This is a genomic window from Sphingomonas molluscorum, from assembly GCF_039522995.1.
Taxonomy (GTDB): domain Bacteria; phylum Pseudomonadota; class Alphaproteobacteria; order Sphingomonadales; family Sphingomonadaceae; genus Sphingomonas; species Sphingomonas molluscorum.
The window spans coordinates 301717-315594 of the sequence record NZ_BAAAEL010000010.1 but is presented as its reverse complement, the minus strand read 5'-3'; the positions used below and the strand labels follow the sequence as shown (position 1 = coordinate 315594).

At 68.6% G+C, this 13878-nt stretch carries 9 protein-coding genes; 4 read left to right on the top strand and 5 right to left on the bottom strand.

Annotated elements, in window-relative coordinates; translation table 11 throughout:
- Positions 1-82: 82 nt before the first annotated feature.
- Positions 83-763 (top strand): tRNA (guanosine(46)-N7)-methyltransferase TrmB, encoded by a 681-nt coding sequence (gene trmB, locus ABDZ92_RS11855; protein ID WP_125959494.1) that lies wholly within the window; start codon positions 83-85, stop codon positions 761-763.
- Positions 760-999 carry a hypothetical protein gene (locus ABDZ92_RS11850; RefSeq protein WP_241211716.1) on the top strand — a complete coding sequence of 80 codons (240 nt, stop codon included), beginning with the start codon at positions 760-762 and terminating at the stop codon, positions 997-999. The genes trmB and ABDZ92_RS11850 overlap by 4 nt, the downstream gene beginning before the upstream one ends.
- 211 nt (positions 1000-1210) lie before the next feature.
- On the opposite strand, the gene ABDZ92_RS11845 is transcribed toward ABDZ92_RS11850, so the two are convergent.
- From ABDZ92_RS11845 to ABDZ92_RS11825, 5 genes are all read right to left on the bottom strand, one after another.
- On the bottom strand, positions 1211-1486 hold the full coding sequence (locus ABDZ92_RS11845; RefSeq protein ID WP_206432128.1) for a hypothetical protein: 276 nt from the start codon (positions 1484-1486) through the stop codon (positions 1211-1213).
- Between the two features lie 56 nt (positions 1487-1542).
- Positions 1543-3018, bottom strand: coding sequence for an efflux transporter outer membrane subunit (locus ABDZ92_RS11840; protein ID WP_125959315.1), 1476 nt, complete (start codon positions 3016-3018; stop codon positions 1543-1545).
- A complete protein-coding gene (locus tag ABDZ92_RS11835) occupies positions 3015-6236 on the bottom strand; it encodes an efflux RND transporter permease subunit (protein ID WP_125959316.1) in 3222 nt (1073 codons plus the stop codon). The genes ABDZ92_RS11840 and ABDZ92_RS11835 overlap by 4 nt, the downstream gene beginning before the upstream one ends.
- A gap of 6 nt (positions 6237-6242) precedes the next feature.
- Positions 6243-7445, bottom strand: a complete 1203-nt coding sequence (locus ABDZ92_RS11830; protein WP_241211717.1) for an efflux RND transporter periplasmic adaptor subunit — start codon at positions 7443-7445, stop codon at positions 6243-6245.
- 221 nt (positions 7446-7666) lie between these two features.
- Positions 7667-9421 carry a M28 family metallopeptidase gene (locus tag ABDZ92_RS11825; RefSeq protein ID WP_125959318.1) on the bottom strand — a complete coding sequence of 585 codons (1755 nt, stop codon included), beginning with the start codon at positions 9419-9421 and terminating at the stop codon, positions 7667-7669.
- 106 nt (positions 9422-9527) lie between these two features.
- Here ABDZ92_RS11825 and pepN point away from each other — a divergent pair, with 106 nt between their 5' ends.
- Together pepN and ABDZ92_RS11815 are read left to right on the top strand one after the other, a co-directional pair.
- Positions 9528-12134 carry an aminopeptidase N gene (gene pepN / locus ABDZ92_RS11820; RefSeq protein WP_125959319.1) on the top strand — a complete coding sequence of 869 codons (2607 nt, stop codon included), beginning with the start codon at positions 9528-9530 and terminating at the stop codon, positions 12132-12134.
- Positions 12135-12166: 32 nt separating this feature from the next.
- A complete protein-coding gene (locus ABDZ92_RS11815; RefSeq protein ID WP_125959320.1) occupies positions 12167-13858 on the top strand; it encodes a dipeptidyl-peptidase 3 family protein in 1692 nt (563 codons plus the stop codon).
- Positions 13859-13878 lie beyond the last annotated feature (20 nt).

Genomic DNA, 13878 nt, shown 5'->3' with positions numbered 1-13878 from the left:
GTGCGCACGAACAACCCCTGGGAGCATGGCAGGCTCCATCGGCGCTTGGAGCCAGCGCGGCGGGCGGCTACAGCCCCGCGCCATGACCGATCCGACCTCGATCCGCCGCCTCTACGGCCGCCGCCAGGGACACAAGCTGCGCCAGGGCCAGGCCGCGCTGGTGGAAGACCTGCTCCCCGTCGTCAGCATCCCCGACGAAGGCCCGCTGGATGCGCAGACGCTGTTCGGCGACACACGTCCGCTGGAGTTCGAGATCGGCTTCGGCGGCGGCGAGCACCTCGCAGGCCAGGCGGCGATGCGCCCGGACCATGGCTTCATCGGCTGCGAGCCGTTCCTGAACGGCGTCGTCGGCGCGCTCAACCACATCCGCGACGGCGAGCTGGAGAACGTCCGCCTGCACATGGGCGACGCGCTGGAGGCGCTTGAGCGGCTGCCCGACGCCAGCCTGGAGCGCGTCTACCTCCTCCACCCCGATCCCTGGCGCAAGGCGCGCCATGCCAAGCGGCGCATGGTCAACGACGGCCCGCTGGACATGATCGCCGCCAAGCTCAAGCCCGGCGGCGAGTTCCGCCTCGGCACCGACGACTCGACCTATTGCCGGTGGTCGATGATGGTGATGCGCGGGCGCCGCGACTTCGCTTGGGCTGCCGAGACGGCGCAGGACTTTCTCACCCGCCCCGCCGACTGGCCGGAGACGCGCTACGAACGCAAGGCGCGGCGCCAGGGGCACGAGGTCTGGTACTTCCGCTACCTGCGGCTATGAGCGCTGAGATGACCGCTGCCGACCTGCTGGACCTGTTCGTCACGACCCTGGTGCGGGATGCGGGCGGCACGCGCCGGCACTGGCGGCTGGTGATCGGCCAGGTCACCGTCCACAGCCTGGACACGCACGCGCACTGCAACTGGTCGATCCATCCGTCGGGCAACGCCGCCGCGGTCGAGGCGGTGGAACGCGTCGCCGACGACCTGCGCGAGCGGCATCCGATCGTACGGGGATAGACGGGACCGCGACGCCATCGAGCAGACCCGTCCATGCTGAGTAGGGGCTGAGCCTGTCGATGCGTCGTATCGAGAGGCCGGTTGCGGGGCATCTCTCGATACGGGCTCTCGACAAGCTCGATCCCTACTCGAGACAAACGGGGAAGTATCGGCTCGGTCTTCAAGTGGATGCCGATACCGGCTGACCGCTCCGGCCGGCCGAAGCGCGGCCTCAGTCCGTGTTCGACCCCGTCCCGGCATTGGCGTTGGCGCCAGTCTTGCCCTCGCCTTCGCTGCCCTGGCCGGGGCCGCGATAGTCGATGTCGGTCTGGCCGCCATGGCCCATGAAGCCGCTCTGCTTCTCTTCCTTCCCCGTGTGGGGATTGGGATAGGCGCCGCCGCCGCTCTCGCCTCCGGCGTTGCGGCCGTTCACCCGCTCCTGGTCGACGCCGTCCTGGCCCTCTGCCACGCCCTTGCCGGCTGCCTGCATCGGCTGCTTGTCGCTCATGGTCCTTCTCCTCGGAATCTCTCTTCCCGAACCAGTGCCGGCGGCGAGGGTTCCGTTCAGTCGGCGGGCGTGGCCGGGATCGGCCCCTGTTCCGTCGCCTCCAGCAGCGTGTCGCCGCCGAGGGTACGGTACAGGGTGACGCGGTTGCTGGCGGCCACCAGCCGGGTCTGCACCAGGGTGCGCTGCGACTGGTAGAGCGATCGTTGCGCGTCGAGGCTCGCGAGGAAGGTATCGATCCCTCCGCGATAGCGCGCCTCGGTCAGGGTGAAGGTGTCCTCGGCCGCCGCGGTCTGCGCCTCGGTAGCGCGCAGCTGCTCGCCGATCGTCCCCTGCCGGGCGAGGGCGTCGGACACTTCGCGGAACGCGATCTGGATGGTCCGCTCATATTCCGCGAGCAGGCCTTCGCGCTGCGCCTCGGTCAGCCGGACGTTCGCGCGCGCGGCCCCGGCCTGGAAGATCGGGTAGGCCACCGCGGGTCCGGCCGAATAGGTGAAGGCGCCGTTGTCGAACAACGAACCCAGCGCATTGCTGGCGAGCCCCAGCACCGCCGTCAGCGAGATGCGCGGGAACAGCGCGGCACGGGCAGCGCCGATCTCGGCGTTGGCGGCACGCAGCTGGTACTCCGCCTGCACCACGTCAGGCCGGCGCAGCAGCACGCCGGAGTCGACGCCTGCGCGCAGCGCCCGGATGGCAGGCGCCGCCTGCTCGATGGTCTCCGGCAACAAGGCACGGTCGAACGGCGCACCGACCAGCAGTTGCAGCGCATTCACGTCCTGCGCCAGCTGGGTACGCTGCTCCGCGACGTCCGCCTGGGCGGCGGTTAGGATCTGTTCGGCCTGGCGCAGATCGGTGCGGGGCGCGACCCCGCCCCGGAGCCGTGCGCGCGTGAGCGTGACGCTGCGCTCCGCACTGGCCGCCGTCTGCTCGGCAATGCGCAGCAGGCTCGTGTCCGCGGCATAGGTGAGCCAGGCGTCCGCGATGTCGGCGACGAGCGTCAGCCGCGTCGCGCGCGCCGCCGCTTCGGTTGCGAAATACTGGTTCTGCTGCGCGCGCGTGAGCGAGCGGATCCGGCCGAACAGGTCGAGCTCGAACGAGGTGACGCCCAGGTCCGCGCCGAAGCGGTCGCTCGTCCTCGCCCCGCTGCCGCCTTGGTCCCCCGAGCTTCCACCGTCGGTGCCGCTGCCGGACGATTGCCCGGCACTGCGCGACCGGGTGTAGCTGGCCGAGGCATCGACTTGCGGGAACAGCTCCGAACGCTGGATGCGGTACTGCGCCCGTGCCGCCACGATGTTCGCAGCGGCGATGCGCAGGTCGCGGTTGTTGACCAGCGCCTGGCCGATCAGCGTCTGGAGACGCGGGTCCACGAACACGTCGCGATAGCTCACCACCGGCAGGCTCGCCTCGCTCTGGCGCAGATAGGCATCGCCCACCGGCCAGGACGCGGGCACCGGCGACGGCGGACGGACGTCCTCCGGGGCCATCGAACAGCCTGCCAGCAGCAGCGGCAAGAGCGCGGTCAGCCGGGCGTTCATGCCGCGGGTTCCTCCTTCGGCAGGTCCTTGGGCTGGTGACCGGTCGGCTTGCCGCGGAGCTTGGCAAGACCGTCGCGCACGCCGCGGCGCACCAGCACGAAGAACAGCGGGATGTAGAAGATGGCGAGGATCGTGGCCGTCACCATGCCGCCGATCACCGACGTGCCGATCGCGATGCGGCTGTTGGCACCGGCGCCCGTGGACAGCGCGAGCGGCAGCACGCCGAAGATGAAGGCAAGGCTGGTCATCAGGATCGGACGCAGACGGATGCGGGCCGCCTCCAGCGCGGCGTCGATGACGCGCGCGCCCTTGCGCTCTGCCTGTTCGGCGAACTCGATCATCAGGATCGCGTTCTTGGCCGCCAGCCCCATGGTCGTGAGCAGGCCGATCTGGAGATAGACGTCGTTCTCCAGCCCGCGCAGCGTCACGAAGAACACGGCGCCGATCAGGCCGAGCGGGATCACCAGCAGCACCGCGATCGGGATCGACCAGCTTTCATAAAGCGCAGCGAGGCACAGGAAGACGACCAGCAGCGACAGGCCGTAGAGCAGCGGCGCCTGGCCGGAGGACAGCCGCTCCTGGAACGACAGCCCGGCCCAGGCGACGCCAACCCCCGGGATCTCGGCCGCAAGCGCCGCAATCCGCTCCATCGCCTCGCCCGAGCTGGTGCCTGGGGTGGCATCGCCCTGGAACTCGTAGGACGGCAGGCCCTGAAAGCGCGATAGCGTCGTCGGTGCCACGCCCCAGGACGTCTGCGCAAAGGAGGAGAAAGGCGCCATTGAGCCGTCCCCGGTGCGAACGAACCACTGGTCGAGATCGGAGGGCGCGGCGCGGTAGGGCGCATCTCCCTGGACGTACACCCGCTTCACGCGGCCACGATCGATGAAGTCGTTGACGTAGCGGCCGCCCCATGCGGTCGACAGGGTGGCGTTGACGTCGCTTTGCGAGAGACCCAGCGCGGAAAGCTTGGTCTGGTCGAGATCGACCTGCAGCGTCGCGACGTCGGGCAGCTCGGTCAGGCGCACGCCCGTCAGCTTCGGATCGGCGGTTGCGGCCGCGAGCAGCTTGTCGCGCGCTTCTGCGAACGCCTCGGCGGACATGCCGCTGGTGTTCTGCAACTCCATGGTGAAGCCGCTCGATTGACCGAGACCCCGGATCGCCGGCGGGATCAGCGCATAGACCTGCGCGTCGCGCAAGCCGCGGAAGGCGGCCGCGGCACGGGCGACGATCGCATCGGCGCTGTTTTCCTTGCCCTCGCGCTCCGACCAGTCGACGAAGTTCATGAAGCCCTGGCCGGTGTTCTGGCCGGCCGCTCCGCTGCCGCCACCGCTGACCGTCAGGATGGTGCGAACGTTCTTGCCTTCGTGCTTGAGCAGGTAGTCCTCGACCGCCCGCTGCACCGCCTCCGTACGCCCGCGCGTCGCCCCGGCCGGCAACTGGTAGCGTACCAGCGCCGCGCCCTGGTCCTCGGTCGGCAGGAAGCTCGTCGGCAGCCGCACGAACAGCAGCACCAGCAGCGCGAGAACGCCTGCATAGATCAGCAGGAACAGCCACTTGCGGTTGATGACCCGCTGCACGCCGCCCTCGTAGCGCGCGACCATCCGTTCGAAGCCATGGTTGAAGCCATGGCGGGCGCGATCCGCCAGGCGGACGACGCCCGGGAAACGGCGCGCGAACCGGCTGTCGCGCAGATGCTCGCCATTCTCGTCGCGCGGGTTCTGCTTGAGCAGCGTCGCGGTGAGCGCGGGCGAGAGAATCAGCGCCACCAGCACCGACAGCACCATGGCCGCCACGATCGTCACCGAGAACTGGCGATAGATCACGCCGGTCGAGCCGCCGAAGAAGGCCATCGGCAGGAACACCGCGGAAAGGACGATGCCGATCGCGATCAGGGCGACCTGGATCTCCTTCATCGACTCGATGGTCGCCTGGCGCGGCGTCATCTCGGGATTCTCTTCGAGCAGACGCTCGACGTTCTCGACCACCACGATCGCGTCGTCGACCAGCAGGCCGATCGCCAGCACCAACCCGAACAAGGTCAGCGTGTTGATCGAGAAGCCCGCGAGATAGAAGACGGCAAAGGTGCCCAGCAGCACGACCGGCACCGCGATCGTCGGGATCAGCGTCGCACGCCAGCTCTGCAGGAACACGAACATGACGATTACGACTAGGATCACCGCTTCGATCAGCGTCTTGATCACTTCCTTGATCGACAGCTGGATGAAGGCGGTGGTGTCGTTGGCGTAGTCGTACGTATAGCCCTGCGGGAAGTCCTTGGCGCGGCGCGCCACTTCCGCCTTCACCAGCCGGGCGGTCTTGAGCGCGTCCGCCCCTGGCGCCAGCGAGATGGCGACGCCGGCGCCCGGATGCGCGTTCACGCGGCTGAGCGAGCTGTAGTTCTCCTGGCCCAGTTCGACGCGGGCGACGTCGCCGAGCCGGACGCTCGCACCGCTGCTCTGGGTCTTCAGGATGATGGCGCGAAACTGCTCGGGTGTCTGGAGACGCGCCTGCGCGGTCACGGTTGCGTTCAGCAGCTGGGTGTTCGGCTGCGGCTGCCCGCCCAGTTCGCCCGCGGCCACCTCGGTGTTCTGGTTCTGGATGGCGGTGATGACGTCGCCGGGGATCAGGCTGTAGCTCGCGAGCTTGGCCGGATCGAGCCAGATGCGCATGGCATATTGCGAGCCGAAGACGTTGGTTTCGCCCACGCCCTCGATGCGGCCCAGCGGCTCCACGAGGTTGGATTCGAGATAGTCGGAAACGTCGCCGTTGGTGCTGCGGTCGGTCTCGTCATAGACGCCGACGATCATCAGGAAGTCGGGGTTCGACTTGGTGACGCGCAGCCCCTGCTGCTGCACCTGCTGGGGCAGGCGCGACAGCGCTTGCTGGACCTGGTTCTGGACCTGCACCTGCGCGATGTCGGGATCGGTGCCCTTGGCGAAGGTCGCGCTGATCGTCACCTGCCCGCGCGAGCTGGACTGGGAGCTGAAATAGAGCAGCCCGTCGATGCCGGTCAGCTGCTGCTCGATGATCTGGGTGACGCTGTTCTGGATCGTCTGGGCATTCGCGCCCGGATAGGTCGCGCGGATGTTGACCTGGGGCGGCGCGACGTCGGGATACTGCGCGATCGGCAGGCTGAAGATCGCGCCGATGCCCGCAAGCATGGTGATGATCGCGATCACCCAGGCGAAGATCGGGCGATCGATGAAGATCCGGGACATGCTGGCTCAGCCCCCCTTGGCGGAGGTGGCTGCGCCCGACTGGCTGCCCTGCTTGCCCTGGCCGGAGGGGTTTCCCTGCGGCGGGGCGACCCGTTGCGGGCTGTCCGCGGGGACCGGGCGGACCTGGGCGTTGGGACGCAAGTTGCCGGTTCCCTGCACGATCACCTTGTCGCCGGGCTGCAACCCCTGGGTCACCACCCAATTGGTCCCCTGCGTCAGGCTGGTGACCACCTTGCGCTGAACGGCGGTATTGTTGGGTCCCACCACGAACAGCGTCGCCTCGCCGGCCGGGCTGCGGCTGATGGCGGGCTGCGGCACGAGGAAGGCCCGGCTGTTGATCGACTGGGCGAACACTGCGCGTGCGAACATCCCCGGCAGCAGCAAGCCGTTCGGGTTGGGGAAGCGGGCGCGCAGCGTCACCGTGCCGGTGCTGGGATCGACCAGCGATTCCGCGAACTCGACCGTGCCGGTCTGTTCATAGTCGCTGCCGTCCTCCAGCTTGAGCCGCACGGTGGCACGCCCCGGAGCGACGCCGTCGCGCGACAGCGAACGCCGCAGCGCGAGCAGCTCTGCGCTCGACTGCTGGATGTCGACAAAGATCGGATCGAGACGCTGGATCACCGCAAGCGGGTCCGCCTGGTTGGCGGTCACGAGGGCGCCGACGGTCGCGAGCGAACGACCGATGCGCCCGGTGATCGGAGCCGGGACGCTGGTGAAGCGCAGGTTGATCCGCGCCGTCTCCAGCTGCGCCTGCGTCTGCGCGACCGAGGCCTGGGCCTGGCGCGATGCGGCGGCGGCGTTGGTATATTCCTGCTGAGAGACTGCTTCCATCCGCGCCAGCGGGCGCAGCCGCTCGGCGTTGACGCGGGTCGCCTCGGCATTCGCGCGCGCGCTCTGGAGGTTCGCCTGCGCTTCCGACACGGCGGCGCTGTAGATGCGGGGATCGATCTCGTAGAGCGTTTGGCCCCGCCGGACGATCGAACCTTCGGTGAAGAACCGGCGGCGGATCACGCCCGCGACCTGAGGCCGCACCTCCGACTGCTCATAGGCGGTGACGCGCGCGTTCAGCTCGACGGTCTGGGCGACGCTGGTCGGCTGGACCACCACGAAGCCGACCTGCGCCGGCCCGCGTGCGCCGCCGCGTCCCCCACCCTTTTCCTGCTCTTCCTCATGCGAGCAGCCGGCGAGCAGCAGAGCCGCGGCAAACATGGGAAGGGTCGCGTGAGGAAAAGCCGGGTGCATAGCGAAAGCCTGGTCGTTGCACGACACCACGGCCGAGGCCGCGGCTACGCGCCGGGGATACGGGCGGCCCCGCACGGAGCAGCCGGACGCAGACCCGGAGCTGGCGCTCTGGGCATCGCTGGCCGCCCGCCGAGGCGCTGGGCAAGGACGAGGCCTTGTTAGCCGTCGCCTCCGCGGGCTGGCAATCGCTACTTTGTAACCGATTGTCGCAGGTTAGCGCGCCCCTTCGGCGCTTCTTCCTTGGGCGTTTCGACGGGCTCGACCGCCCCGATGCCGCCGTAGAGGGTCCCAAAGAAGTCGCCCCGGTTCCAGACCGGCCGTTCGGGCGCATCGGCGATGTCGCGGGCGATCTGATAGTTCACCTTGATGAAGCGGACGCCGGATTCCCAGTCGATCGCCGGGTCCTGCACCACCTCGTCGGAGGGCTGGTGGTAATGCTCGGCAAAGAACTTCTCGACCGCAGCCTTGCCCGCGCCGGCCTCACCCGGCCACAGGAAGACCGAGGGGATGCCCTGCTGCACGAAGCGGTAGTGATCGGAGCGCACGAACAGGCCCTGCTCCGGCATGGGATCGGGCGAGAAGCTCGCACCCGCCATCGCGGCCGCGCGGCGCACGATCGGCCCCAGCGTCGAACGGTCTGCGCCGAAGGCGATCACGTCGGTGAACTTGTAGGTGATGATCGGCATGTCGAGGTTGACGTTGGCGACCAGTGCCGACTTCGCGATCGTGGGATTGTTCGCGAAATAGTCGGAGCCGACCAGCCCCTTCTCCTCGGCGGTGACGGCCAGGAACAGGACGCTGCGCCGCGGCGGCTGCCCGGAGGCCTGGAACCGTTTCGCCTCCTCGATCAGCGAGGCGACGCCGACCGCATTGTCCATCGCCCCGTTATAGATGCTGTCGCCCTTCACCGCGGTGCCGACACCGACGTGATCCAGGTGCGCGCTCAGCACGACCACCTCGCTCCCCACTGCGGGATCGCTTCCCACCAACAGCCCAGCGACATTGTAGCTGGTGAAGGACGTGCTGGTGGTGGTCATCCGCACCGACAGGTTCTTGTGCAGCGGGATCGCCTCGAACCGCTCCGGGCCCTTGAGCGCGGCCGCCACCTGTTCCCAGCTGGTTGAGGCGCCCGCGAAGAGCTTGGTGGTCGCGGCCTGGCTGAGCATGCCCAGCGTCGGCGTGGAGGGTGCGGGGACGTTGGCGATGCCGTTGCGGTTCACCCAGGTGACGCGCGGCTGGTTCCAGCTCTCGGCCAGCTTGGCGAAGGGTCGCTGCTTGGCCGCCTCCGGCGTCTCCAGCGTGACGATGCCCACCGCGCCCTTCGACATGGCGATCGCGGCCTTGGTGGCAGGGCTGCCGAAGTGGGCGCGCTCCTCTCCGTTCAGGCCGTCGGGCGTTCCCGGCACGATCGCCACGATCTTGCCCTTCACGTCCACGCCCGAATAATCGTCGCGGCCGATGCTCGGCGCGACCAGGCCATAGCCGACGAACACCACCGGCGCGTCCACCGCCAGCTGCGGCGTCGCAGGGTTGCCGGCGGGGATATAGTCCTCCCCGAACACCAGCGGCTCGCCGCCGATCGCGACGCCACCCTTGTCGGCCGGCTTGTAGCTCAGCAGCGGCACCTTCTGGAGATAGCTGCCCTGGTCGCCCGCCGGCCGCAGCCCGGCCGCATAGAATTGCGACGCCACATAGTTGGCGGCGATGTCATATTCCGGCGAACCCGCCTCGCGCCCGCGCATCGCGTCGGAGGCGAGGAACAGCACATGCGCCTTCATCGCCGCCTGATCGGATGGCAGCGGCGCGTTCGCCGCGGCATTGCGCTGGGCAACATCGGCGGCGGGCTGTGCGGCCGGTGCAGGCTTGGCCTTCTGGGCCAGGACCGGGGATGCGATCGGAGCGGTGGCGACGAGAGCGACGAGCGGCAGGACGGTACGGAGCATTGGAATCCTTGACGTCGAGGGCATATGGGTCGGCTATGCAGCGGGCCGCGGTGCGACGCAATCACGCGCGCACTCAGGCCCCGACCGCCTCCGCAAGGGTTTTCCGATGGCCGACGCACTCCGTTCCCCCGACCAGCCTCCCGCGCCGATCCTGCGCAGCGACTATCGCGCGCCGGACTGGCAGGTGTCGGAGATCGCGCTAGACTTCGACCTCGATCCGGCACGCACGGTGGTGCGCGCGAAGCTGCACGTGACGCGCAACGGCGACCACGACCGGCCGCTCCGCCTCGACGGCGACGGGCTCCAGCCGCTGTCGGTGGGGATCGACGGGGTGGCCGGCAGCAACGACCGCTGGCGCATGGACGGCGACGCGCTGGTGGTCGACCTCGACGGCAAGGCCCATGTCGTGGAGACGGAGGTCGCGATCGCGCCGGAACGCAACACCCAGCTGATGGGGCTCTATGCCTCGGGCGGGAACCTGTGCACCCAGTGCGAGGCGGAGGGCTTCCGCCGCATCACCTTCTTCCCCGACCGGCCCGACGTGCTCGCGCGCTATTCGGTGCGCATGACTGCCGACAAGGCGCGCTTCCCGGTGCTGCTCGCCAACGGCGATCCGATCGCGCACGGCGACCTGGAAGACGGACGCCACTGGGCGGAGTGGCACGACCCCTTCCCCAAGCCCTCCTACCTCTTCGCGCTGGTGGCGGGCGACCTGGTTGCCAACCGCGCCACCTTCGTCACGGCAAGCGGACGCGAGGTGCAGCTCGCCATCTGGGTGCGGGAGAAGGACCTCGCCAAGACCGATCACGCGCTCGACGCGCTCAAGACGTCGATGGCCTGGGACGAACGCGTCTATGGCCGCGAATACGACCTGGACGTGTTCAACATCGTCGCCGTCGACGACTTCAACTTCGGCGCGATGGAGAACAAGGGCCTCAACATCTTCAACTCGCGCTACATCCTGGCCGATCCGGACACCGCGACCGACCACGACTATGACGCGATCGCTGCCGTCGTGGCGCACGAGTATTTCCACAACTGGTCGGGCAACCGCGTCACCTGCCGCGACTGGTTCCAGCTGTCGCTGAAAGAGGGCTTCACCGTCTTCCGCGACCAGGGCTTCTCCGCCGACCAGGGCTCGGCCGCGGTCAAGCGGATCGAGGACGTACGCTCCCTGCGCGCGGCCCAGTTCCCGGAGGACGCGGGTCCGCTCGCGCATCCGATCCGCCCGGACAGCTATCTGGAAATCTCCAACTTCTACACCGCCACCATCTACAACAAGGGCGCGGAAGTGGTGCGGATGCTCCACACCATCCTGGGCCCGCAGCGCTTCCGCGCCGGCACCGACCTCTATTTCGAGCGCTTCGACGGCACCGCCGCCACCTGCGAGGACTTCGTCGCCTCCATGGAGGAGGCGAACGGGGTCGACCTCGCCCAATTCCGCCGCTGGTATTCGCAGGCCGGGACGCCGCGGGTCACCGCCACGCTGGAGCACGAGCCGGGCGGCGGCACCGCGACGCTGCACCTCGGCCAGGCGGTTCCGCCCACGCCCGGCCAGCCGCACAAGCTGCCGATGGTGCTGCCGCTCAAGCTGCGGCTGTTCGGCGGCAACACCGGCCGGCCGCTCGGCGACGAGCAGCTGGTGTTGCTGTCGGACGCGGAGGCGACGCTGCGCTTCGAGGCGGTCACCGAGCGGCCGGTGCTGTCGATCAACCGCGGCTTTTCCGCACCGGTGATCGTGGACACGAACCGGACGCCTGCGGACCTGGGCTTCCTCTCAGGCCACGACGACGATCCCTTCGCGCGCTACGAGGCGATGCAGCAGCTGATGCTCGACACGCTCGTCGCGTCGGTGGCGAGCGGGCGCGGCGACCATGGCGCGGTGGTGGATGCCGTGCGCGAGACGCTGCGCAACCCGGACCTCGACCGCGCCTTTGTCGCGGAGGCAGTGCTGCTCCCTTCCGACAACTTCATCGGCGACCAGCTCCCGATCGTCGATCCGGACGCAATCTTCCGCGCGCGGGAAGCCCTGCGCCGCGACATCGGCCGCGCCCTCGAACGCGACTGGCGCCAGGCTTATGAGGATACGCGCGGCGGTGCGTTCGAATATTCGCCCGAGGCCAAAGGAAAGCGCCGCCTGAAGACGGTCGCGCTCGGCTATCTCGCCGCCTCGGGCGCGCCCGACATCGGCGAGCTCGCCTTCGCCCAGTTCGAGCAGGCGGACAACATGACGGACCGCCAGGGCGCGCTGATGACGCTGGTGAACGGCCCCGGGGACCAGCGGGTCGCAGCGCTCGACATCTTCTACAATCGCTACCGCGACAATCCGCTGGTGCTCGACAAGTGGTTCTCGACCCAGGCGCTGTCGACCCGCGACGACACGCCCGAGCGGGTGGAGGAACTCGCCGGCCACCGCGACTTTACCCTGGCCAACCCCAACCGCGCGCGCGCGCTGGTGGGTGCGTTCGGGGTCAACCAGCGCGCCTTCCACGCAGCCGACGGCCGCGGCTATCGCTTCTTCGTGCAGCAGCTGATCGCGCTCGATCGGCTGAACCCGCAGACGGCGGCCAAGATGATGCCGCCGCTCGGCCGCTGGCGCCGCTTCGATCCCACCCGTCAGCAGGCGATGCGCGCCGCGCTGGAGCAAATCCTCGCCTCGCCCGGCCTGTCCAAGGACATGCTCGAGCAGGTGAGCAAGAGCCTCGCCGCCTGATCTCCTGGACTCCACCACCAAGGTTGTTTGTTATGCGTTTTCCGCTTCTCGTTGCCCTGCTTGCCACCACCGCCTGCACGCAGGCCCAGAGCGTTTCCCCGCAGTCCGCGACCGCGTTGAAACCCATCCCGTCCACGACCGAGGACGACGGCTATTCGGTGGAGGCGCAGCGCGCCAAGATCGCGCGGGTCGACATTGCACCCGACACCGGCTTCCTCTCGGCCGAGGAGCGCCAGGTGGTGAACCTGCTGATCCAGGCATCCGACCTGATGACGCCGATCTACCTGCGCCAGCGCTCGGTCCACAATCCGGAGACACGGCTCGTGATTTCGCGCATGCGCCGCGCGGATCAGCCGCTGATCCTCGACTGGTTCGACGCCAACCTGGGTCCTTGGGACGATTTCGCCGAGCTGCGCCCCTTCTGGGGGGACCAGCCGATGCCGGAGGGTGCGGGCTTCTACCCCGAGGACCTGACCCGCGAGGAGTTCGACGCCTATGTCGCCCGGCACCCGGCGGAGAAGGCGGCGCTCACCAGCCTCTACACGGTGGTCCGCCGTGACGGCACCAAGCTGAAGGCGGTGCCCTATTCGGTGGAGTATCGCGAATGGCTGGAGCCGGCGGCCAAGCTGCTCGAGCAGGCGGCGGCCGTCACCACGAACGCCAGCCTCAAGCGCTTCCTCACCCTGCGTGCCAAGGCGTTCCGGACCGACGACTATTTCGAGTCGGAGCTCGCCTGGATGGACCTGAAGGATACGCCGATCGAGGTCGCGATCGGGCCGTACGAGGTCTATACCGACCGCCTCTATGGCGCGAAGGCAGCGTTCGAGAGCTTCGTGACGATCAAGGACCCTGAGGAGTCCGCCGCGCTCGACAAGTACAAGCACTACCTGCGCGACATGGAAGCGAACCTGCCGGTCGACGCGCGCTACAAGAACTTCACGCGCGGGTTTGAATCACCGATCGCAGTGGCGGAACAGGTGCGCGGCGGCGGGGACAACGAGCATGGCGGCCGCACCATCGCCTTCAACCTGCCCAATGACGAGCGCGTGCGCGAAGCCAAGGGCGCGAAGAAGGTCATCCTCTCCAACGTGCTGGGCGCCAAGTACGACCGCATCCTGGCCCCCATGGCGCCGCTGGTGCTGGTGCCGGACCAGGCGGGGCTGGTGGCCAAGAAGTACATGCAGCTCGAAACCCTGTTCCACGAACTGTCGCACAGCCTGGGGCCGGGCAACATCACGCTGAACGGCCGCAAGACGAGCGTGAACGCGGAGCTGAAGGAACAGGCCTCCGGGCTGGAAGAGGCCAAGGCCGACGTCATGGGGGTCTGGAACATCCTGTTCATGATGAACAAGGGCGAGCTGCCGGTCGCGGAGAAGCCGCAGCTGTTCTCGACCTATCTGGCGGGCGTGTTCCGCGCGATGCGCTTCGGCACGGCCGAGGCGCATGGCCGCGGGGCCGCGATGCAATACGGCTACCTGCGCGACAAGGGCGCGTTCGCCTGGGATGCAAATGCCGGCCGCTTCCGCATCGACGACGCCAAGATGGAAGCGGGGCTGCGCGACCTGCTCCGCGACATGATCGTGGTGCAGGGCAATGGCGACTATGCGGGCGCCAAGGCGATGCTGTCGCGCTGGCAGCAACTCGATGCCGATGCGCAGAAGGTCGTCGGCACCATGGCCGCGATCCCGGTCGACATCCAGCCGATCTACCCGACCCGGATCTGACCGGATGGGGAGGCGTATCC

What these genes read in the sequence shown, in the direction of transcription:
- pepN (WP_125959319.1), top strand. Translation starts at nt 9,528, where the DNA reads ATGGCCGACGCACTCCGTTCCCCCGACCAGCCTCCCGCGCCGATCCTG.
- ABDZ92_RS11845 (WP_206432128.1), bottom strand. Translation starts at nt 1,486, where the DNA reads ATGAGCGACAAGCAGCCGATGCAGGCAGCCGGCAAGGGCGTGGCAGAG.
- ABDZ92_RS11815 (WP_125959320.1), top strand. Translation starts at nt 12,167, where the DNA reads ATGCGTTTTCCGCTTCTCGTTGCCCTGCTTGCCACCACCGCCTGCACG.
- ABDZ92_RS11825 (WP_125959318.1), bottom strand. Translation starts at nt 9,421, where the DNA reads ATGCTCCGTACCGTCCTGCCGCTCGTCGCTCTCGTCGCCACCGCTCCG.
- ABDZ92_RS11840 (WP_125959315.1), bottom strand. Translation starts at nt 3,018, where the DNA reads ATGAACGCCCGGCTGACCGCGCTCTTGCCGCTGCTGCTGGCAGGCTGT.
- ABDZ92_RS11830 (WP_241211717.1), bottom strand. Translation starts at nt 7,445, where the DNA reads ATGTTTGCCGCGGCTCTGCTGCTCGCCGGCTGCTCGCATGAGGAAGAG.
- ABDZ92_RS11850 (WP_241211716.1), top strand. Translation starts at nt 760, where the DNA reads ATGAGCGCTGAGATGACCGCTGCCGACCTGCTGGACCTGTTCGTCACG.
- ABDZ92_RS11835 (WP_125959316.1), bottom strand. Translation starts at nt 6,236, where the DNA reads ATGTCCCGGATCTTCATCGATCGCCCGATCTTCGCCTGGGTGATCGCG.
- trmB (WP_125959494.1), top strand. Translation starts at nt 83, where the DNA reads ATGACCGATCCGACCTCGATCCGCCGCCTCTACGGCCGCCGCCAGGGA.